At 72.2% G+C, this 21035-nt stretch carries 20 protein-coding genes; 12 read left to right on the top strand and 8 right to left on the bottom strand.

Features of this window, described 5'->3' with window-relative positions; translation table 11 throughout:
- Positions 1-33: 33 nt before the first annotated feature.
- The 7 genes from IE277_RS05880 to IE277_RS49415 form a co-directional block, all read right to left on the bottom strand.
- Positions 34-801, bottom strand: coding sequence for a DUF899 domain-containing protein (locus tag IE277_RS05880; protein ID WP_189949046.1), 768 nt, complete (start codon positions 799-801; stop codon positions 34-36).
- A 39-nt stretch (positions 802-840) separates the two neighbouring features.
- Entirely contained in the window at positions 841-1518 is a 678-nt protein-coding gene (locus IE277_RS05875) for a DUF2182 domain-containing protein (protein ID WP_189949044.1), read from the bottom strand.
- A 48-nt stretch (positions 1519-1566) separates the two neighbouring features.
- Positions 1567-1917 carry an ArsR/SmtB family transcription factor gene (locus tag IE277_RS05870; protein ID WP_189949042.1) on the bottom strand — a complete coding sequence of 117 codons (351 nt, stop codon included), beginning with the start codon at positions 1915-1917 and terminating at the stop codon, positions 1567-1569.
- Entirely contained in the window at positions 1904-2338 is a 435-nt protein-coding gene (locus IE277_RS05865) for an SRPBCC domain-containing protein (protein WP_189949040.1), read from the bottom strand. The genes IE277_RS05870 and IE277_RS05865 overlap by 14 nt, the downstream gene beginning before the upstream one ends.
- Positions 2339-2399: 61 nt before the next feature.
- On the bottom strand, positions 2400-2906 hold the full coding sequence (locus tag IE277_RS05860) for a GNAT family N-acetyltransferase (protein WP_189949038.1): 507 nt from the start codon (positions 2904-2906) through the stop codon (positions 2400-2402).
- 17 nt (positions 2907-2923) lie between these two features.
- Positions 2924-3178, bottom strand: coding sequence for an anthrone oxygenase family protein (locus tag IE277_RS49420; protein WP_373310714.1), 255 nt, complete (start codon positions 3176-3178; stop codon positions 2924-2926).
- Positions 3157-3417 (bottom strand): anthrone oxygenase family protein, encoded by a 261-nt coding sequence (locus tag IE277_RS49415; protein WP_373310713.1) that lies wholly within the window; start codon positions 3415-3417, stop codon positions 3157-3159. Before IE277_RS49415 ends, IE277_RS49420 begins: the two co-directional genes overlap by 22 nt.
- A gap of 178 nt (positions 3418-3595) precedes the next feature.
- Here IE277_RS49415 and IE277_RS05850 point away from each other — a divergent pair, with 178 nt between their 5' ends.
- The 6 genes from IE277_RS05850 (at position 3596) to IE277_RS05825 (ending at position 10846) form a co-directional block, all read left to right on the top strand.
- Positions 3596-4189: a CGNR zinc finger domain-containing protein gene (locus IE277_RS05850; protein ID WP_189949036.1), complete on the top strand. Its 594-nt coding sequence runs from the start codon at positions 3596-3598 to the stop codon at positions 4187-4189.
- 357 nt (positions 4190-4546) lie between these two features.
- Positions 4547-5131 (top strand): sigma-70 family RNA polymerase sigma factor, encoded by a 585-nt coding sequence (locus IE277_RS05845; RefSeq protein WP_030167252.1) that lies wholly within the window; start codon positions 4547-4549, stop codon positions 5129-5131.
- A 62-nt stretch (positions 5132-5193) separates the two neighbouring features.
- Positions 5194-5961, top strand: coding sequence for an anti-sigma factor family protein (locus IE277_RS05840; protein WP_229880673.1), 768 nt, complete (start codon positions 5194-5196; stop codon positions 5959-5961).
- Between the two features lie 97 nt (positions 5962-6058).
- A complete protein-coding gene (locus IE277_RS05835) occupies positions 6059-8419 on the top strand; it encodes a HelD family protein (RefSeq protein WP_189949032.1) in 2361 nt (786 codons plus the stop codon).
- 378 nt (positions 8420-8797) lie between these two features.
- On the top strand, positions 8798-10219 hold the full coding sequence (locus IE277_RS05830) for an NAD-dependent malic enzyme (protein WP_189949030.1): 1422 nt from the start codon (positions 8798-8800) through the stop codon (positions 10217-10219).
- Between the two features lie 345 nt (positions 10220-10564).
- A complete protein-coding gene (locus IE277_RS05825) occupies positions 10565-10846 on the top strand; it encodes an HU family DNA-binding protein (protein WP_014673024.1) in 282 nt (93 codons plus the stop codon).
- A 117-nt stretch (positions 10847-10963) separates the two neighbouring features.
- Here the strand turns inward: IE277_RS05825 and murA are convergent, their stop codons facing one another.
- Positions 10964-12310: a UDP-N-acetylglucosamine 1-carboxyvinyltransferase gene (gene murA, locus IE277_RS05820; RefSeq protein ID WP_189949028.1), complete on the bottom strand. Its 1347-nt coding sequence runs from the start codon at positions 12308-12310 to the stop codon at positions 10964-10966.
- A 274-nt stretch (positions 12311-12584) separates the two neighbouring features.
- Here murA and IE277_RS05815 point away from each other — a divergent pair, with 274 nt between their 5' ends.
- From IE277_RS05815 to IE277_RS05790, 6 genes are all read left to right on the top strand, one after another.
- Complete coding sequence (locus IE277_RS05815) at positions 12585-13157, top strand: YqgE/AlgH family protein (protein ID WP_189949027.1); 573 nt, start codon at positions 12585-12587, stop codon at positions 13155-13157.
- Between the two features lie 29 nt (positions 13158-13186).
- Complete coding sequence (locus IE277_RS05810) at positions 13187-13483, top strand: DUF3039 domain-containing protein (protein WP_067131646.1); 297 nt, start codon at positions 13187-13189, stop codon at positions 13481-13483.
- A gap of 185 nt (positions 13484-13668) precedes the next feature.
- Positions 13669-15339: a beta-N-acetylhexosaminidase gene (locus IE277_RS05805; RefSeq protein ID WP_189949024.1), complete on the top strand. Its 1671-nt coding sequence runs from the start codon at positions 13669-13671 to the stop codon at positions 15337-15339.
- Between the two features lie 257 nt (positions 15340-15596).
- On the top strand, positions 15597-16490 hold the full coding sequence (locus IE277_RS05800) for an FAD binding domain-containing protein (protein WP_189949023.1): 894 nt from the start codon (positions 15597-15599) through the stop codon (positions 16488-16490).
- Positions 16487-18625, top strand: coding sequence for a (2Fe-2S)-binding protein (locus IE277_RS05795; RefSeq protein ID WP_189949021.1), 2139 nt, complete (start codon positions 16487-16489; stop codon positions 18623-18625). Before IE277_RS05800 ends, IE277_RS05795 begins: the two co-directional genes overlap by 4 nt.
- Positions 18622-20931, top strand: a complete 2310-nt coding sequence (locus IE277_RS05790; protein WP_189949019.1) for a xanthine dehydrogenase family protein molybdopterin-binding subunit — start codon at positions 18622-18624, stop codon at positions 20929-20931. Before IE277_RS05795 ends, IE277_RS05790 begins: the two co-directional genes overlap by 4 nt.
- Positions 20932-21035: the final 104 nt, after the last annotated feature.

The following is a 21035-nucleotide window of genomic DNA, read 5'->3' as shown; positions in this document are numbered from 1 at the left end:
CCGGGTCGCCGGCCGTGCCGTTCACCGGGTCGCTCACCGCGCGTCGTACTCGTCGTGGCGGCGCCACCAGACGCCGGACTCGTTGCGGCCGAGGGGCGCGCGGTCGAGCCACTGGTACATGCCCCACAGGGCGTCCAGCCCGCGCGAGTACGCCGAGTAGGTGTGGTGGACGACGCCGTCCTGCAGGGCGAACGCGCTCACGCCGGGGCCTTCTCGCCGGTACGTCCGCCAGTCCGTGCCGACGATCGACTGGCTGAAGGCGTCCCGGGAACGCTTCTCGTCGGCCGTCGCCGGCCGCAGATCCGCCTCACCGAAGTTGTACGCGACGACACCGGCCTCCCACTCCTCCTCGGTGTGCGCCACCCCGAAGTCGGTGTTGAAGTCGCTGCCGTGGGACGACGCCCAGGGGAAGCTCCAGCCCATCCGCTGCCGGTACGCCTGGAGTCTGCCGAGCGGGGCCCGGGAGACCGCCCAGAACATCACGTCGTGGTGGGCGAGATGGACCACGGTGGTGTCGAAGCCGTCGGCGATCGCCGAGCAGGACGGGCATCCGGCGGTGTAGTCGGGCCCGAACATGAAGTGGTAGACGAGCAGCTGGGAGCGGCCCTGGAACAGGTCGGCGAGCGCGACCGTTCCCTCGTCCGTCTCGAAGCGGTAGTCCTTGTCCACCCGGACCCAGGGCAGCTCCTGCCGGCGCCGGGCCAGCTCGTCGCCGCGCCGGGTCAGTTCCTTCTCGTCCTTGAGCAGCTCCAGCCGCGCGGCGAGCCACTCCTCGCGTGTCCCCGTCCTGTGACCGGTCATGGTCTGTCTCCTTCGTCTTCTTGACCTGCTGTTCTGTCGTCACATCGGTGGTGGTGCGATCCCCGGGACCAGTGCGGGCGCGACGACGAGCACGATGCCGAGCCCGACCGTCGCCAGAGCGGGCGGAACGTCGACCGCGGTCTTCGCGGGCAGCAGTTTCTGGGTGCAGGCGAGGACGGTGACCACCGCCATCCACCAGGGGCTCATCACGTCCAACGCCACGAGCACCGCCATCAGGCCGAGGTCGGATGCGGCGCAGTACAGGCCGAACCCGAGCCCGGATGCGGCATCCTCGCGGCAGCGCCGCCGGAAGTACCGCTTGACCGGGGTGAGTTCATAGGCGCCCGCCGCGATCACCACGACGCCGGCGGCCCCCGGCCCGTGCGGCCGGTCCAGCGCGTACGCCACGACACCCGCGAGCACCCAGACGGCCAGGCAGGAGGCGGCGAACGGGGCCGCGTCCCGCGTCCGGCCGCTGCCGCGGACCTGCCGGGCGAGTGCCGGGGCCACGCCCGGCAGCATCATCGCGGCCATCATCGTCGTCCACGTCACGGCGAAGAACCCCGGCGAACCGGGCCCGGACGCGATCCCCATGTCCATGCCCCGCATCAGCGGGACCGCGGCCGCCCAGCATGCCGCGGCCAGCCCGAGCGTCAGCCCCAGCACGACGGCCGGCGCGCTCGGGCGCCGCACTGCCGGCATTGCCATGTCCACCATCGCTTCTCCCTTCGCGGTGTCGGCGATGCGACCGGGCGGCGACCGGCGTCACGCGGAGCCGCGGGCCTGCTCGTCGAGGTGGTCCTTCAGGGCGTCGAGCGGACTGTCCCAGTCGCGCGCCAGCGCGGCCAGGAACTGCTGCGCCACCTGCATCGGGGCGGACCGCAGCCGGTAGCGCACCCGGCGCCGCTCACCCGGTTCGGCCGTCACCAGGCCGGCCTCGGCCAGCAGGGCCAGGTGTTTGGCGATCGCCTGCCGGGTGATCGGCAGCCGTCCGGCCAGGTCCGTGGCCGTCGCCGGCCCCCCCGAGGCCAGCGCGGCCAGGACGGCGCGCCGGGTCGGGTCGGCCAGGGCGGCGAAGACCTGCTCGGCGATCGCCTCGACGTCAGGCTGCGGCATCGAGGTGGTCGACCAGTTCGCCCAGCTCGCGCGCCCAGCCCTCGGTGTGGCCGTCGTACTCCTCGCGGTGGAGGTCGTCCGGCAGCTGGGCGAAGCCGGTCTCGACCACGGTGAGCCGGGTGCCGGTGGCGACCGGTTCGAGCGTGAACTCCACATAGGTGCGGCGCGGATCGTCCTTGGGCAGTCCGGCCATGCGCCACGTGAAGCCGAACACCGTCGGCTCCTCCACCCGCTCCACCCGCATGTCGGCACTGTGGCCGCCGTCCCATGTCATCCAGGCGGAGCCGCCCGGACGCAGGTCGATCCCGGCCTTGTCGCCGAACCAGGAGCTCAGACCCTCGGCCGTGGTGAGCGCCGCCCACACCGTGGCCGGCGGGTGCGCGATGTCGACGGTCCGCTCGATGCGATCAGGGAATGCCATAGCTGCCTCCACGTGTATAGCAACCAACTGATTGCGATACTATGGCAACCGATTGGTTGCGTCAATCGCCGGGGTGCCGCCGGAGATCGAGCCGGTACCAGGTCCCCGGCTTGCCGCCGAGATCGGCGGGATCGGCCGGGCCGGCCGGGACGAAACCGGCCTTGGCCAGCACCCTTCGGGAGGCGGCGTTCGCATGGGCCGCGGCCGCCCGGACCGTGTGCAGCCCGTACCGCCGCGCCGCCGGCCCGCACAGCTCGCGCACGGTCGCGGTCGCCACACCGCGCCCGGCGACGTCCCGCGCGACCCGGTAGCCGAGCACCGCCTCGCCGTCCGCGATGTCGACCAGGTTGAACCGGCCGAGTACGGAGCCGTCCTCGGCGACCAGCACATGGAAGGCGCAGACGCCGGCCTCCTGCTCGGCCAGCAGGGCGCGGTACCGGTCGGTGAAGCGGTCGAAGTAGGCGTCGCCGCGGTCGGAGACGAAGGCGGCGAAGTAGGCGCGGTTCGCCAGCTCGAAGGCCAGGACTTCCGGGGCGTGGCCGGCGGTGAGACGCTGCAGCTCGGGCATCGCCCGACCGTATCCGGCTACGCCGACCGAGACGATCGAGACGACTGCGCTGACTGCTCCGACTGTGCGGACCGCGCCGACTGTGCCGACTGCGGGGAGCGGTCGAGGCGGCCGTACAGCAGCAGGGCCCGGGCCAGGAGTCCCAGCGCCAGGGTCGAGCCCACCGCGCGGACCGTGTTCCAGGCCACCCAGGGGCCCTCGAAGTGGTCGCGCAGCGCGGCCGGGGCGCCCTTCGCCGCCAGGGCGTTGTTCAGCGGGATGCTGAACGCCATCGTGACGAGGAAGACCAGGGCGTACGCCGGCAGGGCCGCCCGGTTCGGTCGTCGCTGCGGGCCAGGGCCGGCATCACCGCGCAGGCGAAGATGGAGAAGACCCCGGCGCTCAGGCCCATGGTGATCGTCGCCGCGACCAGGACGGCGGTCCTGGCGGGCGTCGTCGTGGCGGCCTCGGAGGCCGTGGCCGCGGTGTGTTTCTGCGTGTGCTTCTGCGCCGTGTGCCAGGTGTTCGTCATGTCTCCGGGCAACCCGCTGCCCCCCGGTCCCGGACATGGCCGAGGCGCGGTCCGGCATACGCGTGCGTCCAGCCGGTACGAGGGGTTCCGGCAGGGCGTCCGGGCGGGCACTGTGAAGGGGAGAGCGGTGACGGAACGGTTCCCCCATCACAGTCCCGGCCTAGGCGGTGACAGGCACATGGCACTGGGTACGGCCACGCCCCCGTACGAGCTGCGTTTCGACGCCGGACGGATCTGCCTCGATCTCCTCGCGACCACGTATCCGGCCGAACGGCTGGACTCCGTCGAGTCGTTGTGCGCGTGGATCGCCGGGGCGGCGCTGGTGCCGGAGGGTACGGCGCTCGGCCACGCCGACGCCCCCTGGCTCGTCGGGTTCCGGGAACTGCGCGCGCACGTCGGGCAGTTGCTGCGAGCCGCGCACGCCGTGGACCCGTCGTCGTACGACCGCTCCCTCGCCCGCGTCAACGAGGCAGCCCGCGCCTCGACCCCGGCCCCGTTCGCGGTGCGGGCCGAGGACGGCCGCCTGGTGCGGGAGCTGGCCGGCCCGCCGACCTGCGCGGGGCTGCTCGCGCTGGTCGCGCGGGACGCCGTGGAGCTGCTCACCGATCCCGTCGCACGGGCTGCCGTGCGGGAGTGCGAGGGCGACAACTGCCCGCTGGTGTACCTGGACACGTCCAGGGGGCGCCGCCGGCGCTGGTGCTCCAGCGAGGTCTGCGGGAATCGGGAGCGCGTGGCCCGGCACCGGCGGCGGGCCGCCCTCACGCGGGTCTGACCCCCCCCACCGCGACCACCCCACCGCGACCGCCCCACCGCGACCGCCCCACCGCGATCGCCCCGTCATGACCCCCGGCCACGATCCGCCCGCCCGCGACACGCCCGGATCCGGCCCGCGCGCGGCGTGATGTGCGTAACACTCCGTTTCCCGGCGGCTCGTGCGGGGCAACTCTGCGGTCCGGGCCACCCCTCGACGATGTGTCGGAAATGTAAAGATCATGCGGGGGGAATATGCGCGCATGTCCCTGTCGGCGCGTCATCCCCGAGAAAACTGTCGCCTCCGTTTGAACACCGCGCCGCCGCTTTCCGTACGGGTGGGCGAGCGACCGACTGGGGGAACCCCCGGACACCGGAGGTGGGCGTGCGCAAGGATGCGGCCGTGGCCAATGAACGTGGATCGAGGGCCCGACATCGCATGTCCTCACAGCCCTCGGAACCTGACGAGGAGCTGATGCGTGCGCTCTACCGGGAGCACGCCGGACCCTTGCTCGCGTATGTCCTGCGACTGGTCGCCGGTGATCGGCAACGCGCCGAGGACGTCGTACAGGAAACGCTCATCCGTGCCTGGAAGAACGCCGGTCAGCTCAATCGGGCGACCGGTTCGGTACGCCCCTGGCTGGTGACGGTCGCGCGCCGCATCGTCATCGACGGCCACCGCAGCCGGCAGGCCCGGCCGCAGGAGGTCGATCCGTCGCCGCTGGAGGTCATCCCCGCGGAGGACGAGATCGACAAGGCGCTGTGGCTGATGACGCTGTCGGACGCGCTCGACGACCTGACCCCGGCCCACCGGGAGGTGCTCGTCGAGACGTACTTCAAGGGGCGTACGGTCAACGAGGCGGCCGAGACGCTGGGTATACCCAGCGGCACGGTGCGTTCCCGGGTGTTCTATGCCCTGCGATCGATGAAGCTGGCACTGGAGGAGCGGGGGGTGACGGCGTGATGAGCAGTGGTTACGGGGGAATCCAGGGATTCGGTGCGGGTGGTCCGGGTATGTCTGGTCCCATGAACCCCAGGTCGGGATCTTCGGTGCCGAGCGAGCACGAGACCGTCGGCGCCTACGCCCTCGGGATTCTCGACGACGCCGAGGCAACCGCTTTCGAGGCGCATCTCGCCGGCTGCGAGTGGTGCGCCCAGCAACTGGACGAGCTGGCCGGGATGGAGCCGATGCTGGCCGCCCTCGCGGATCTGCCGGGCTCCGGCAGCACCCCCGCGATCGGCGACTCGCTGTCCGCCAGGCCCAGCCCCCGGCTGGTGGAGAAGCTGGTCGACGAGGTCGCCGACAAGCGCGCCCAGAAGCGCCGGCGCGGCTTCTACATGATCGCGGCGGCGGCCGCGCTGATCATCGCCGGACCGCTCGCCGCGGTGGCCGTGAACGGCGGCTCCGGTGGCACGGGCCGGACCACCGCGTCCTCGGCCCAGACCACCTTCGAGGCCATGCCGGACAAGAAGTCGGCCACCGACCCGACGTCCCAGGTCAGCGCCACCGTCGGCATGCAGCAGAAGGACTGGGGCACCCAGGCGGTCCTGGAGCTGAAGAACGCCAAGGGGCCGCTGAAGTGCTCGCTGGTGCTCGTCGCGAAGAACGGGCAGCGCGTGACGATGTCCTCGTGGTCCGTACCGGACTGGGGCTACGGCATCCCGAACGCCAAGACGGAGGAGGCCAAGAAGCCCCTGTACATCGGCGGCGCGGCGGCCTTCAAGCCGAACGAGATCGACCACTTCGAGGTCGTGACCTTCGAGGGCAAGAAGCTGGTGCAAGTGCAGGCGTAGCGGCAACGGGGGCGACGCCCCCAGGTGCCGTCCCGTGGCTTTGAGGGCCCCCTTCGCGTACGGTTGACGGCTGCCCAGCACGTCAGAAGGGGGCCCGGTGGCCGCTCAGGTTCAGCAGTCCGCGGTCGGCTCGGTACACGCACACGATTCCGTCCGTGACCGGGAGATCAGCGTCGAACAGGAACACCTCGACCGGGTGTACCGGCGGCTGGAAGAGAAGATCCACGAGGCCGAGTTCCTGATGCACGACGCGGCCAAGCGCGGCCAGGTCGGCACCCCGGGTGCGCTGGCCGAGCGGGACGCCCAGGTCTTCCGGGCCGGCATCCACCTCAACCGGCTCAACAACGAGTTCGAGGACTTCCTCTTCGGACGGATCGACCTGCTCCTCGGCAAGGACGGCAAGAAGGGCCCCGACGGGGCCTACACCGCCGTGGAGCCGGCGGACGGCGCCGTGCGGGGCGACAACACCGCCGACATCGCCGAGACCCTGCACATCGGGCGCATCGGCGTCCTCGACGAGGACTACTCCCCGCTGGTCATCGACTGGCGGGCGCCCGCCGCCGCGCCGTTCTACCGGGCCACCCCGGTGGACCCGGGACGGGTCGTACGGCGCCGGGTCATCCGCTCCAAGGGGCGCCGGGTCCTCGGCGTCGAGGACGACCTCATGCGGCCCGAGCTGACCGCCTCCCTCGACGGCCGCACGCTCCCCGTCATCGGTGACGGCGCCCTCATGGCCGCGCTCGGCCAGGCCCGCAGCCACACCATGCGGGACATCGTCTCCTCCATCCAGGCCGAGCAGGACCTGGTGATCCGGGCCCCCGCCGCCTCCATCACCTATGTCGAGGGCGGCCCGGGCACCGGCAAGACCGCCGTCGCCCTGCACCGCGCCGCCTATCTGCTCTACCAGGACAGACGCAGATACGCGGGCGGCATCCTCATCGTCTCCCCGACCCCGCTGCTCGTCGCCTACACCGAGGGCGTGCTGCCCTCGCTCGGCGAGGAGGGCCAGGTCGCGATCCGTGCGATCGGCTCACTCGTCGACGGCGCCGAGGCCACGCTGTACGACTCCCCGTCCGTGGCCCGCGCCAAGGGCTCGTACCGGATGCTGAAGGTGCTGCGCAAGGCCGCCCGGGGCGCCCTGGAACAGGGCTCCGCCGCCGCGGCGGGGCAGCTCGCCCTCGACGAGGACACCGAGGCGCCGGCCGTCACCCGGGCGCCCGACCGGCTCCGCGTCGTCGCCTTCGGGCGCCGGCTGGAGCTTCAGGCGCCGGAGCTGGAGCGCGTCCGCCGTACCGCCCTCGGCGGCACCGCCCCCGTCAACCTGCTCCGCCCGCGCGCCCGCAAGCTGCTCCTGGACGCCCTGTGGGCCAAGTCCGGGGCGGGTACCCGGCACAGCGACCCCGAGCTGGCCGCCGAACTGCGCGCCTCCTTCGACGAGGACGTCACGACCGAGGACTCCTTCCTCGCCTTCCTCGACGCCTGGTGGCCCGAGCTGACCCCGAAGGCGGTGCTCGCCGCCATGGCCGACGAGAAGCGGCTCGGCCGCTGGGCCCGCCGGATCCTCAACCCCGGCGAGGTCCGCAGGGTCGCCCGCTCGCTCCAGCGCGACGGCCACTCCGTGCACGACATCGCCATGCTCGACGAACTCCAGGCGATCCTCGGCGCCCCGGCCCGCCCGCGCAAGAAGCGCGAGCTGGACCCGCTGGACCAGCTCACCGGCCTGGAGGAGCTGATGCCGGTGCGCGAGGAGAGCCAGCGGGAGCGGGCCGAGCGGCTCGCGCAGGAGCGCACCGAGTACGCGCACGTCATCGTGGACGAGGCACAGGACCTCACGCCGATGCAGTGGCGCATGGTCGGCCGCCGCGGCCGGCACGCCACCTGGACGGTCGTCGGCGACCCCGCCCAGTCCTCCTGGTCCGACCCGGACGAGGCGGCCGAGGCCCGGGACGAGGCCCTCGGCACCCGGCCCCGGCGCCGCTTCCAGCTCACCGTGAACTACCGCAACCCTTCCGAGATCGCCGAGCTCGCCGCCAAGGTGCTCGCGCTCGCCATGCCCGGCTCAAAGGCGCCCAGCGCCGTGCGGTCCACCGGGGTGGAGCCGCGTTTCAGCGTCGTACGACAGGGTCTGGAGCGGACCGTGCGGGCCGAGGCCGAGCGGCTGCTGGCCCTGGTCGACGGCACGGTCGGCGTGGTCGTCGCCATGAACCGGCGCGAGGAGGCCCGGCGCTGGCTGGCCGGGCTCGGCGACCGGGTGGTGGCACTCGGCAGCCTGGAGGCCAAGGGGCTGGAGTACGACGCGACGGTCGTCGTGTCCCCGGCGGAGATCGCCGACGAGTCCCCGGCCGGTCTGCGGGTGCTGTACGTGGCGCTGACCCGGGCCACCCAGCAGCTGACGGTGGTGTCGGGGGAGCGGGACGAGCCGGACACGGCCGGGGTGCCCGACCTGCTGCGGGACTGACTTTCCTGTGAACATCCCGGAGGGGAATGGCCGTACGGCATCGGTTTGTTAGCCTTGGTGTGGCACCGGCCCGATCCAAGCCCCCGGGCCCAACCTTTGTCCCTGCGAGGGACCACTTGCCGCGAGGCGAGCATGGCGGGTCGGTGTCATCAACGTGTGGGAGACCCACATCACGGACGTGATGTGGGTCTCTTTCTTTGGTGCCGACGCCCCTTTTCCCGCCTGATCGTTTCTCGTATGGTGGAAGAGGTTTTCCGAAATCGCGCACCACTCATGAACAAAACGTCCGCAATCCAAGGCGACTACCACGTACTCCGCGGTAGGTGCGACGATCGGACGGCATAACTCGCGACACGGTGAAAGCAGAGGAAGTCGGCCATGGCAACGGCGCCCAGCGTCTCCTACTCGATGACCATTCGGCTGGAGGTGCCCGCGAGCGGAACCGCCGTCTCGCAGCTCACCACCGCTGTGGAGTCCTCCGGGGGCTCGGTTTCCGGCCTCGACGTCACCGCGTCCGGCCACGAGAAGCTCCGTATCGACGTCACCATCGCGGCCACCTCCACGGCCCACGCCGAGGAGATCGTCGAGAAGCTCAAGGGCATCGAGGGCGTCACCCTCGGCAAGGTCTCCGACCGTACGTTCCTGATGCACCTCGGCGGCAAGATCGAGATGCAGTCCAAGCACCCCATCCGCAACCGTGACGACCTCTCCATGGTCTACACGCCGGGTGTGGCCCGCGTCTGCATGGCGATCGCCCAGAACCCCGAGGACGCCCGCCGCCTCACCATCAAGCGCAACTCGGTTGCGGTCGTGACGGACGGTTCCGCGGTGCTCGGCCTCGGCAACATCGGCCCGAAGGCCGCGCTGCCCGTCATGGAGGGCAAGGCGGCCCTCTTCAAGCGCTTCGCGGGCATCGACGCCTGGCCGCTGTGCCTGGACACCCAGGACACCGACGCGATCGTGGAGATCGTCAAGGCGATCGCCCCCGGCTTCGCGGGCATCAACCTGGAGGACATCTCCGCGCCGCGCTGCTTCGAGATCGAGGCCCGGCTGCGCGAGGCCCTCGACATTCCCGTCTTCCACGACGACCAGCACGGCACCGCCATCGTCGTGCTCGCCGCCCTGACCAACGCCCTGCGCGTCACGGGCAAGGCCATCGAGAACATCCGGGTCGTGATGTCCGGCGCCGGCGCGGCCGGTACGGCCATCCTCAAGCTGCTCCTCGCCGCGGGCGTGAAGAACGCCGTCGTCGCCGACATCCACGGTGTCGTGCACTCCGGCCGCGCGGACCTGGTGGACGCCCCGGCCGACTCGCCGCTGCGCTGGATCGCCGACAACACCAACCCCGAGGGCCTCACCGGCACCCTGAAGGAGGCCGTGCGCGGCGCCGACGTGTTCATCGGCGTCTCCGCCCCGAACGTCCTCGACGGCGACGACGTGGCCGCCATGGCCGACGGCGCCATCGTGTTCGCGCTCGCGAACCCCGACCCCGAGGTCGACCCGGCGATCGCCCGTCAGACGGCCGCGGTCGTGGCCACCGGCCGCTCGGACTTCCCGAACCAGATCAACAACGTGCTGGTCTTCCCGGGTGTCTTCCGCGGTCTGCTGGACGCCCAGTCCCGCACCGTCGACACCGGGATGATGCTCGCCGCCGCGCAGGCCCTCGCCGATGTCGTCAGCGAGGACGAGCTGAACCCGAACTACATCATCCCGAGCGTCTTCAACGACAAGGTCGCGGGCGCCGTCGCCGGAGCGGTCCGCGAGGCCGCGAAGGCGACCGGAGCGGGGGCGACGGCCTAGGGCTGGCCCAGGGCCTGTCCGCACACCCCTCGGGCCCCTGCGCGCCTCGCCGCGGTGACGCTGTGACGTACTGTGCAAGGGCTGTGAGGATCACCACGGCGGCCCGCGCACCGGCGCGTCGTGGAACCAGCTGATGCCGGGCGCGCTCTAGGGTGGCGCCGAGCGGGCGCTTTTCGTGTGACTCCCCAGGGTGTTCTCACGACTCCTACGGGTGCCGGATTGGCTTTACCGCCGCAGGTAGGGGCAGGATGCGTCCCTGGGCGCGAGCGCATCGGCATCGCAGTGCCTCGGGCGGATCCGCCGCGTGGCACACCCCAACGGCAAGAAAAACACGGGAGTAACAACATGAACCGCAGTGAGCTGGTGGCCGCGCTGGCCGATCGCGCCGAGGTGACCCGCAAGGACGCCGACGCCGTGCTGGCCGCGTTCGCCGAGACCGTCGGCGAGATCGTCGCCAAGGGCGACGAGAAGGTCACCATCCCCGGCTTCCTGACCTTCGAGCGCACCCACCGTGCCGCTCGCACCGCGCGCAACCCGCAGACCGGCGAGCCGATCAACATCCCCGCCGGCTTCAGCGTGAAGGTCACCGCGGGCTCCAAGCTCAAGGAAGCCGCCAAGGGCAAGTGATGTTGCCGTTCGTGCGCCACGGGACGGCGTACGAGGCGTTCTGACACACGATGACGCCAAAGGGGCGGCCCTCCGGTGAGGAGGGCCGCCCCTTCGTCGTACGCGCGTGACAGGCCGTCAGCCGAGCGCCTTGCCGGGCAGTTCCACCTTCGCGCCCAGTTCCACGAGCTTCTCCATGAAGTTCTCGTAGCCGCGGTTGATGAGGTCGATGCCGTGGACGCGGGAGGTGCCCTCGGCCGCCAGGGCCGCGATCAGATACGAGAAGCCGCCGCGCAGGTCGGGGATGACCAGGTCGGCGCCCTGGAGCCGGGTGGGGCCGGAGACGACCGCCGAGTGCAGGAAGTTGCGCTGGCCGAAGCGGCAGACGGAGCCGCCCAGGCACTCGCGGTAGAGCTGGATGTGGGCGCCCATCTGGTTGAGCGCGGAGGTGAAGCCGAGCCGGGACTCGTACACCGTCTCGTGGATGATGGACAGGCCCGTGGCCTGCGTCAGCGCCACCACCAGCGGCTGCTGCCAGTCGGTCTGGAAACCGGGGTGCACGTCCGTCTCCAGCGCGATGGACTTCAACTGGCCGCCCGGGTGCCAGAAACGGATGCCCTCGTCGTCGATCTCGAAGGCACCGCCCACCTTCCGGTAGGTGTTCAGGAACGTCATCATCGAGCGCTGCTGGGCGCCGCGGACGTAGATGTTGCCGTTGGTCGCGAGCGCCGCCGACGCCCAGGACGCCGCCTCCAGGCGGTCCGGCAGGGCGCGGTGGGTGTAGCCGCCGAGGCTCTCCACACCGGTGATGCGGATCGTGCGGTCGGTGTCCATCGCGATGATCGCGCCCATCTTCTGCAGCACGCAGATGAGGTCCTCGATCTCCGGCTCGACGGCCGCGTTGGACAACTCCGTGACGCCCTCGGCCATGACGGCCGTCAGCAGCACCTGCTCGGTCGTGCCCACGGACGGGTACGGCAGCCGGATCTTCGTACCGCGCAGGCCCTTCGGGGCCTCCAGGTACTGTCCGTCCGCGCGCTTCTCGATGGTCGCGCCGAACTGCCGCAGCACATCGAAGTGGAAGTCGATGGGCCGGCCGCCGATGTCACAGCCGCCGAGGCCCGGGATGAACGCGTGGCCGAGACGGTGCAGCAGCGGACCGCAGAAGAGGATCGGGATACGGCTGGAACCCGCGTGGGCATCGATGTCGGCCACGTTGGCGCTCTCGACATGCGTCGGGTCCATCACCAGCTCGCCGGGCTCCTCGCCCGGACGGACCGTCACCCCGTGCAGCTGGAGCAGGCCGCGGACGACCCGCACGTCACGGATGTCGGGAACATTGCGCAGTCGGCTCGGCGCGCTGCCCAGCAGGGCGGCGACCATGGCCTTCGGTACGAGGTTCTTCGCACCGCGGACACGGATCTCGCCCTCCAGCGGGGTTCCGCCGTGGACAAGCAGTACGTCGTCATTGCCGTTGACGGTCATGTATCTCGCGTTCCGATGAGTTGGGCAGGGGCCGGCCGATCACTGTGCGCAGGGGCCGGGAAGACAGGGTAATCGCCGATTACCCCCCGTCCGTAAGCCCGAGTACCGCCCAGTCCGTCATAGCTGTGTCACAACACGAACCGTTCCCTTTCGGGCACATGGGGTCACCGGGCGCGGATGTGCGCCTGGGGCGCTCCCGTACTCCCTGAGCTGCGTTCACTCCGGCCACCCGTTGGCTCCCCACGGCGGGGGAAGATGCGGGATCATGTCTGGCATGACCGAGGTGTCCTCGCTCACAGGGCGGCTGCTCGTGGCCACACCCGCCCTGGCGGACCCGAACTTCGACCGCGCGGTGGTGCTCCTTCTCGACCACGACGAGGAGGGTTCGCTCGGTGTCGTCCTCAACCGCCCCACCCCGGTGGACGTGGGGGACATCCTCGAAGGCTGGGCGGACCTCGCCGGCGAGCCCGGAGTGGTCTTCCAGGGCGGCCCCGTCTCGCTGGACTCCGCGCTCGGCGTGGCGGTCATCCCGGGCGACGCGAACGGCGACCTCGCCCCGCTGGGCTGGCGCCGGGTGCACGGCGCGATCGGCCTGGTCGACCTGGAGGCCCCGCCGGAACTGCTCGCCTCGGCCCTCGGCTCCCTGAGAATCTTCGCCGGATACGCCGGCTGGGGCCCCGGCCAGCTGGAGGACGAGCTGGTCGAGGGCGCCTGGTACGTGGTCGAGTCGGAACCCGGCGACGTCTCCTCGCCGGCCCCCGAGAGACTCTGGCGCGAGGTACTGCGCCGCCAGCGCAACGAACTGGCCATGGTCGCCACGTATCCGGACGACCCTTCTCTCAACTGATGCGTGTGAGCTTCAGTACCCTGGCTGGTATGAGCACTCTTGAGCCCGAGCGCGGGACTGGTACGGGGACACTCGTAGAGCCGACACCGCAGGTGTCCCACGGCGACGGCGACCACGAGCGCTTCGCCCATTACGTCCAGAAGGACAAGATCATGGCGAGCGCCCTCGACGGCACCCCCGTCGTGGCGCTGTGCGGCAAGGTCTGGGTGCCGGGCCGCGACCCGAAGAAGTACCCCGTGTGTCCCATGTGCAAGGAGATCTACGAGTCCATGGGCAGCGGAGGCGACGACAAGGGCGGCAAGGGCGGCAAGGGCGGCGACAAGTAAGGGTCCGTCCGGGATCGGCTCTCCGAGGTCGTGAGGCCCCTGGTGCGTGCGCGGTGCGCGCGTGCCGGGGGCCTTCGTGTTCTCTGGTCAGGAGTGGTCGAGACCTGTAGCCTCCTCGAAGTTGTGCACAGTGAAACGGTCGTTGCACTCAGTGCAACGCATGTGGCGGAGGTGCGGCGGGCGACATGAGTGACGAACCCCTCTTCCCGGAACCCGACGTGGCGCTGATCCCCGCGCCGGCCGGCATCACGGCCTCGCTGCCCGGTGGCGGCACCGGATCCGTCATCGACGAGCACACCGGGATCGAGGCCACCGAGGGCACCGAGCGGGTCGCACGCTGGCTGCGTACGACGGTCGGCGCGGCGACCGGCCTGCCGCTGGCCCCGCACCGGGCCGGCGGGTCCCGTGTCCTCCTGCGGATCGATCCCGCGCTGGAGGACGAACTCGGCAGTCCGGAGGCCTATCAGCTGGGTGCCGACGGCGGTCTCGTCGCGATCGACGGTGCGAGCGAGGCCGGCCTTTTCTGGGGCGCCCAGACCTTTCGTCAACTCCTCGGTCCGGAGGCCTTCCGGCGGGCGCCGGTCACCGGGCGGACCGAGTGGGAGTTCCCGGCCGTGACCGTCCGCGACGCCCCCCGATTCCGCTGGCGAGGCCTTCTCCTCGACGTGGCCCGGCACTTCATGCCGAAGGACGGGGTGCTGCGCTATCTCGATCTGATGGCCGCGCACAAACTCAACGTCTTCCACTTCCATCTGACCGACGACCAGGGCTGGCGCATCGAGATCAAGCGCTATCCGAAGCTGGCCGAAACCGCCTCCTGGCGGGCACGGTCGAAATTCGGTCACCGCGCGTCCCTCTTGTGGGAGGAGAAACCGCACGGGGGTTACTACACCCAGGACGACATCCGGGAGATCGTCGCCTATGCCGCCGAGCGGCATATCACCGTCGTCCCGGAAATCGACGTACCGGGCCATTCGCAGGCCGCCATCGCCGCGTATCCGGAACTCGGCAACACCGATGTCATCGACACCACCGCCCTCGACGTCTGGGACAACTGGGGGATCTCCGCCAACGTACTCGCCCCCACTGACACCACCCTGCGCTTCTACGAGGGGGTGTTCGAGGAGGTCCTGGAACTGTTCCCCTCGCGGTTCATCCATGTCGGCGGCGACGAGTGCCGCAAGGAGCAGTGGACCGAGTCGGTGACCGCCAAGACCCGGATCGCGGACCTCGGCCTCGCCGACGAGGACGAGCTGCAGTCGTGGTTCATCGGCCACTTCGACGCCTGGCTCTCCGCGCGCGGGCGCCGGCTCATCGGCTGGGACGAGATCCTGGAGGGCGGGCTCGCCCGGGGTGCCGCGGTGTCGTCCTGGCGCGGCTACGGCGGCGGGATCGCGGCCGCGCGGGCCGGCCACGACGTCGTCATGTGCCCGGAGCAGTACGTGTATCTGGACCACCGCCAGGCCCCGGGCGAGGACGAGCCGGTGCCGATCGGGTTCGTGCGCACCCTGGAGGACGTCTACCGGTTCGAACCCGTTCCGGCCGACCTCACGGAGGCGGAAGCCCTGCATGTGCTGGGCACTCAGGCCAACGTCTGGACCGAGGTGCTGGAGGACGCCGCGCGCGTGGACTACCAGACCTTCCCGCGGCTCGCGGCCTTCGCCGAGGTGGCCTGGAGCCGGCTGCCGGCCCCCGCGGAGCGGGACTTCGCCGGCTTCGAACGCCGTATGACAGCCCATTACGCGCGACTTGACGCCCTCGGAGTCGCCTACCGGCCGCCCGCCGGGCCCCGGCCGTGGCAGCGGCGCCCCGGCGTCCCGGGCCGCCCGGTCGAGGGGCTGCCGCCGGACAGGTGACCTCGCGGCCGGACCGCCGCCCCGAACAAGTGCCGGAAAACCGCGCCAAGAGTCACCAAAGAGTGTCAATCGCCGCGCACCGGTGATGCCATGCGAAAACGGACCATCTCCGTGGTGAGGTGGGCGAATGCCTCCTAGCGGACCCCCGCGTTCGGCCCTTGCGAAGATGTGCCAGAGTTGCCACGTCCGCCCTGTGAGCACGTACCGTACGGCCACACAGGTGGGACCAGGTGGGGCAGCGGGAAGGGGCAGCCGGTTTGACCACGCACGCACCGCAGGCGGCGCAGGCCGTCACGCTGCCCACGACGCTGGACGAGGCGGTGGCGGCCCTCGGCGCCATGCCCGCCGCCGTGCCCGTCGCGGGCGGCACCGATCTGATGGCCGCCGTCAACTCCGGCCAGCTCAGGCCCGCCGCCCTGGTGGGTCTCGGGCGGATCAGCGAGATCCGGGGCTGGCAGTACCAGGACGGCCACGCACTGCTCGGCGCGGGCCTCACGCACGCGCGCATGGGCCGCCCCGACTTCGCGGCCCTGATCCCGGCGCTCGCCGCCGCCGCGCGCGCCGCGGGCCCGCCGCACATCCGCAACGCGGGCACCCTCGGCGGCAACATCGCCTCGGCCGCGCCGACGGGTGACGCGCTGCCGGTCCTCGCCGCCCTGGAGGCGACGCTCATCATCGCGGGCCAGAACGGCGCCCGCCGGGAGATCCCGGTGTCGCACCTGCTGGCCGGCGTGGAGATGCTGCGCGGCGGCGAACTCATCGGCTTCGTGCGCGTGCCGCTGCTGCACGCCCCGCAGGTCTTCCTGAAGGCGACCGGACGCACCGGACCGGGCCGCTCGCTGGCCTCCGTGGCGCTCGTCCTCGACCCCGCCCGGCGCGGAGTGCGGTGCGCCGTCGGTGCCATAGCGCCGATGCCGCTGCGGCCCCTGGAGGCCGAGCAGTGGGTCGCGCAGCTGATCGACTGGGACAACGACCGCGCGCTCGTCCCGGAGGCCCTGACCGCCTTCGGCGAGTACGTCGCCGCGGCCTGCATCCCGGACCCGGCACCGGAGCCCGACGGCTCGGTGACCCCGCTTCCGCCCGCCGTACTGCACCTGCGGCGCACCGTCGCCGCACTGGCCCGACGAGCACTGGGGAGGGCGCTGTCGTGACCGACGACCAGCATGGAGAGGCCACGCCCCAGGGCGGCGGCCGCTGGGACCCGTTGCCCCAGGGCGACTACGACGACGGCGCCACCGCCTTCGTCAAGCTCCCCGAAGGCGGCATCGACGCCCTGCTGTCCGGCGACAGCCCGCTGGCCGCTCCCGGGCACGGCTATGTGCCGCCGCGGATAACGGTCGCCCCCGGCACCGGGGACCCCGCCGCGACCGGCACGTGGGCCGCGCCCGCGAGCGGCGTGGAGTGGCCCGACCCGAACGCCGCACCCCAGGCGCCGGCCGCGGACGACCGGTTCACGTACCAGCCCGGCGCGACCCAGCAGTGGACCTTCGAGGAACCCCCGGCCCCGGCCCCGGCCGCGCCCGGACACGACGTCACCGGGCAGTGGTCCATCCCGGTCGCCGGTGGCGACCTTCCGGACGAATCGGGCGAGTTCACCACGTCGTCCCTGGTCGAGCAGTGGGGTGGCACCCCGCCGGCCACGCTGCCCGGCGGCGCGTCCGCGCCCTGGGCGACGGAGGGCGCGGGCCGCCCCTGGGACCGCCCCGCGGACACCGGTCACGCCGAGCACACCGGTCACACCGGCCTGCCCGACCACACCGACGCGCACCCGGCGGGCGGTTCGGCCGCCCCCGCGCCGGGCGGCGCGCCGGCGCAGGAGTACACGCCGGACGAGCAGTACACCCAGGAAGGGCAGTTCGCGTCGGACGAGCAGTACGCGCCGAATGAGCGGTTCGCCCCCGAAGGGCGCTTCGCCCCGGACGAGCGGTACGCCTCGGACGAGCGGTACGCCCAGGATCCGACCGGTCGCGAGGAGACCCGGCACGAGGAGACCCGGCACGAGACGGCCGGGCATGAGGCCACCGCGCACGAGGCCACCGCGCACGAGATCGCCGGTCATGAACCGATCGGTCACGAACCGGTCGGTCACGCGGATGTCGGGCACGCCGACGCCGCGCACGCGCGCGCCGTGGAGGCCACTCACCCCGGCGAGTTCGCCGAAGCGGCGCAACCGGCGGGTGCGCCGGCCGCGGCGCCCGACAGGGACGGCCACGCCCCCGCCAAGGCCCCTGAGGGCCCCGCTGACGGCCCCGTGGGCCACGACGGCCCCGCAGGGCCCGTCGAGAGCCCGGAGGCCGCCACAACGCCCGCTACGGCCGACACGGACGCGACCGCCGACCCGACGGCACCTCAGACCCCGGCCGCCGCAGCCGTACCGGAGGCCGCGGTCCTGACGACCGACACGCCCGAGGCACCCGGGGAGGGCGGCACACCCGAGGACGCCCCCGAGACCGCCGACGCCCCCGACGTCACCGGCCAGGACGCCGCGCCCCGGCCGGAGGCGGCCGCCGCCGAGGAGCACTCCGCGCCCCAGCCGCCGCACGACGACCACCCGCTCGCGTCCTACGTCCTGCGGGTCAACGGCGCCGACCGGCCCGTCACCGACGCCTGGATCGGCGAGTCGCTGCTGTACGTCCTGCGCGAGCGGCTCGGCCTCGCGGGCGCCAAGGACGGCTGCTCGCAGGGCGAGTGCGGGGCCTGCAACGTCCAGGTCGACGGCCGGCTGGTGGCCTCCTGCCTGGTCCCGGCGGTCACCGCGGCCGGCAGCGAGGTGCGTACGGTCGAGGGCCTGGCCGCCGACGGACAGCCCTCCGACGTGCAGCGCGCGCTCGCCCGGTGCGGTGCCGTGCAGTGCGGTTTCTGCGTGCCCGGCATGGCGATGACCGTGCACGACCTGCTGGAGGGCAACCCCGCGCCGACCGAGCTGGAGACCCGGCAGGCGCTGTGCGGCAACCTGTGCCGCTGCTCCGGCTACCGGGGCGTCCTGGAGGCCGTCCAGGAGGTCGTCGCCGAACGCGAGGCGTCCCACGCCGCGCCCGGCGACACCGAGCAGGAGGCGGACGAGGTCCGTATTCCCCACCAGGCGGGCCCCGGCTCCGGCGGCGTCAACCCGTCGGCGTTCGAGGCGCCGGGCGCCTTCGACACGCCGTCGGCCGCGCCCGCGGGCTACGGCGACGCGCGCGATCCGTACGGCACGCCCGACCCGTACGGCACGCCGCCGCACGGCACCCCGGGACCGCATGACCCGCACGACCAGCACTACGGCCAGGACGGAGGCCAGGCGTGAGCAACGAAGCCGCCACGGCGACCACCGCCGCGGAACCCGCTGCCGAGACCGAGGCGTTGCCGCACGGCCTCGGCGTCTCCCTGCCGCACGCCGACGCCCGCGCCAAGACCGAGGGCACCTTCCCGTACGCGGCCGACCTGTGGGCCGAGGGCCTGCTCTGGGCCGCCGTGCTGCGCTCCCCGCACGCGCACGCGCGCATCGTGTCCGTCGACACCGGCCACGCGCGCGAGATGCCCGGCGTCCGCGCGGTCATCACGCACGAGGACGTGCCCGGCACCCCGCGCCACGGCCGGGGCACCCCCGACCGGCCGGTGTTCGCCTCCGAGGTCGTACGGCACCACGGCGAGCCCATCGCCGCCGTCGCCGCCGACCACCCGGACACCGCGCGCATGGCCGCCGCCGCCATCATCGTCGAGTACGAAGTACTCGATCCCGTCACCGACCCGGAGCAGGCCTTCGAGGCGGAGCCCCTGCACCCCGACGGCAATCTGATCCGGCACATCCCGCTGCACCACGGCGATCCGGAGGCGGCCGGCGAGATCGTCGTCGAGGGCCTGTACCGGATAGGGCGCCAGGACCCGGCCCCCATCGGCGCCGAAGCCGGCCTCGCCGTGCCCCGCCCCGACGGCGGCGTGGAGCTGTACCTGGCCTCCACCGACCCGCACGCCGACCGCAACACCGCCGCGGCCTGCTACGCCCTGTCCCCGGATCGAGTGAAGATCGTGGTCACCGGGGTGCCGGGCGCCACCGCCGACCGCGAGGACCAGGGCTTCCAGCTGCCGCTCGGCCTGCTCGCGCTCAGGACCGGCTGCCCGGTCAAGCTCACGGCGACCCGCGAGGAGTCCTTCCTCGGCCACGTCCACCGCCACCCCACCCTGCTGCGCTACCGCCACCACGCGGACGCCGAGGGCAAGTTGGTGAAGGTGGAGGCGCAGGTCCTGCTGGACGCGGGCGCGTACGCCGACACCTCCGCCGAGGCGCTGGCCGCCGCGGTCTCCTTCGCGTGCGGCCCGTACGTCGTCCCGAACGCCTTCATCGAGGGCTGGGCCGTGCGCACCAACAACCCGCCCTCCGGCCATGTGCGCGGCGAGGGCGCGATGCAGGTGTGTGCCGCCTACGAGGCGCAGATGGACAAGCTGGCCAAGAAGCTGGGCCTGGACCCGGCGGAACTGCGGCTGCGCAACGTCCTGGCGACCGGCGACGTGCTCCCCATCGGCCAGACGGTGACCTGCCCGGCTCCGGTGGCCGAACTCCTCCAGGCGGTACGGGACTTCCCGCTGCCCGCGCTGCCCAAGGACACGCCCGAGGAGGAGTGGCTGCTGCCGGGCGGGCCCGAGGGCGCGGGCGAACCGGACGCGGTGCGCCGGGGTGTCGGCTACGGCCTCGGCATGGTGCACATGCTCGGCGCGGAGGGCGCCGACGAGGTGTCCACGGCGACGGTCAAGGTCCACGACGGGGTCGCCACCGTGCTGTGCGCGGCCGTCGAGACCGGCCAGGGCTTCACCACCCTCGCCCGGCAGATCGTCCAGGAGACCCTCGGTATCGAGGAAGTGCATGTGGCGCCGGTCGACACCGACCAGCCACCGGCGGGCGGCGGCTGCCGCGGCCGGCACACCTGGGTGTCGGGCGGTGCGGTGGAGCGCGCGGCGAAGATGGTCCGCACGCAGCTCCTGCAGCCGCTCGCCCACAAGTTCGGCATGTCCACCGAACTGCTCCAGATCACGGACGGCAAGATCACCTCGTACGACGGTGTGCTGTCGACGACGGTCACCGAGGCGATGGACGGCAAGGAGCTGTGGGCCACCGCCCAGTGCCGTCCGCACCCCACCGAGCCGCTGAACGCCGCCGGCCAGGGCGACGCCTTCGTGGGCCTGGCCTTCTGCGCGATCCGTGCGGTGGTGGACGTCGACATCGAGCTGGGCTCGGTCCGGGTGGTGGAGCTGGCGGTCGCCCAGGACGTGGGCCGGATCCTCAACCCGACCCAGCTGGCCGCCCGGATCGAGGCGGGCGTGACCCAGGGCGTGGGCATCGCCCTGACCGAGAACCTGCGTACGCCCCGCGGTCTGATCCGCCACCCCGACCTGACCGGATACGCCCTGCCGACCGCCCTCGACGCCCCGGACATCCAGATCGTCAAACTGGTCGAGGAACGGGACGTCGTGGCTCCCTTCGGCGCCAAGTCCGTCAGCGCGATCCCGGTCGTGACGGCACCGGCCGCGATCGCCTCCGCGGTCCGCGCGGCCACCGGCCGCCCCGTCAACCGGCTCCCGATCCGCCCGCAGGCGGCGGTGGTGACGGACCGGTGAGCGCGCTCCGCCGCACCTGATCCGGGAGCTTCCCACGGGCGCGCAACGGAACCGTGGTGCCGGGCGTCCCTCCTGGCGAGGGCCGTTGTCAGTGGGGCGGCGTA

Origin of the sequence: Streptomyces alanosinicus, assembly GCF_014650595.1 — a bacterium.
GTDB classification, from domain to species: Bacteria; Actinomycetota; Actinomycetes; order Streptomycetales; family Streptomycetaceae; genus Streptomyces; species Streptomyces alanosinicus.
The sequence above is the reverse complement of the archived record's forward strand: the minus strand, read 5'-3'. Positions and strand labels throughout refer to the sequence as shown.